The following is a 1,692-nucleotide window of genomic DNA, read 5'->3' as shown; positions in this document are numbered from 1 at the left end:
GGGACATGTCCCAATGCCATTAAGTTAACACAGGGAAGCAAGGTCAGAGCCAAATAACCAGCGCTTAGAAACTTGTAAGTATCCCTTTATTTTGAAAAAGGGCATGACAAATAAGCGGATCGGAGAATCCGCTAAAAAAAGCTATGCAAATGAGAGGGATTATGCTATTCTATAGGTGAAGCTAATAAGACGCCTGTCCCCTATGTTGCGAGGACTGCTCCTTCCGGAGCGGATGACGGACAGATTCTTACATAAAATAGCTTCAACATCAGGTGGAGATACATTACCGAGGAAGAATTGTCTGCAAATCTGCACAGCGACAGTGAAATTGGCTTTGTAAGGGTATTTTCTGTTGCATTTCTGGATGACTACAAGCGAGGTAATCAATTCAGAGAAGTTGTACATGATGAGTCTGGCAAAAAGCTCCTGGATAATGTACTCCACCTTTTTTGCGTGGAAATGGAGCAAGCCAAGGGTGTACTTCAATTCTCTGAAAGAAGTCTCAATACCCCAGCGCATGGCGTAAAGGCGCTTCAGCTCTTGGGGAGGAAAATCGCCGGCATCCAGATTGGTAACGACGGTTTCATAAGTAGAGTCAGAAATTTTAAATCTGACAACACGGAAAGGAAGATAGTAAAGAGAAAGCGGATCGTCTTTGCAACTGCCGGTCGGCAGAAAGTCAAAAGAGGCGTTGGCATAAAGGAACTTGTAATGGGATGCATCCTTTAAGAGTTCTCTAGCCTCTGCCGTCCGCTGTTTGGTCAGATTCAGCGGAAAGAATTCATCAAATTCAGGAGAGGAAGGCAGAGGTAGCCCGGAGGCGATACCGGTGGAATGAAGGTCTTTAATTCGAATCAAAAATTTCCAGTTTTTCTCCTGAATGTGCGCCATAAGATTATAGCTTTCATATCCTCTGTCAGCGATGATGAGGGCATTGTCGATGGAGGAATTTTGAATCATCTTGCAGAGCGCTTCTTTTTCGTTGAAATTTCTTCGACCACAAACGGAAGCGTCAACATAAGTGCGCTGAAGCAGGTCATAAACAGCATCCAAGTGAAGCATGCTGTAGGGCGCTTTACCGTTAACGCTCGGGAAATAGGTGCTTGCATCATGAGAATTCAGAGGAATTTGAACATCGGAGCCATCAGCAGCAAGTAAACGATAGCCCTTATAGCACCGTCTCATGTCAGTTTTATTCACGAAGAAATGGAAGAGCGAGGGAAAAGCCAACTCGTTGAGTTTGCTACGCTGCTGGATGAAAGCTGAGCTGGAGGGCGTATTCCGATGAAAGTCAAAGAAACGCAACATTTCACGGGTCAAAGTAGCTCCCTCAAAACACAGTGTAGATGAAAAAACATCGTGCATCGTAAGACTTCTTACTCTCGTATAATCCCGAGACGGATCTTTCACAAATTGCCGGGATGCGCCGCATATTTGGTTGATGGAAGCATTCAGCTTTTCTTTCACAATAAGAATTTGATTTGACATTGGTAAGCCTCCTTGTAATTTTCGGTGGGGACACCTCTAATTACAAAGGCCTTTTTGCTAACCGCAGTTAGCAAAAAGGCCGCACACTTTACCGTATTTGTCAAGCCCTTTTTTGAAAAAAAGTAAAAATTTTAAAAAAAGTAGGGCCCCGCTTCCCTGCGAGACCCTGTATTCCTTAACTTAGTGACATTGGGACATGTCCCC

At 44.2% G+C, this 1,692-nt stretch carries 1 protein-coding gene; it reads right to left on the bottom strand.

Annotation, left to right across the window (positions count from 1 at the left end):
• Positions 1 to 159 precede the first annotated feature (159 nt).
• Complete coding sequence (locus ACI4L0_RS00895; RefSeq protein WP_439798290.1) at positions 160 to 1,488, bottom strand: IS4 family transposase; 1,329 nt, start codon at positions 1,486 to 1,488, stop codon at positions 160 to 162.
• Positions 1,489 to 1,692 lie beyond the last annotated feature (204 nt).

The sequence above is a fragment of the Treponema sp. genome, assembly GCF_051883275.1.
Lineage (GTDB): Bacteria > Spirochaetota > Spirochaetia > Treponematales > Treponemataceae > Treponema_D.
Note: the sequence above shows the minus strand (reverse complement) of the source record. Positions and strands in the feature narration are given on the sequence as shown.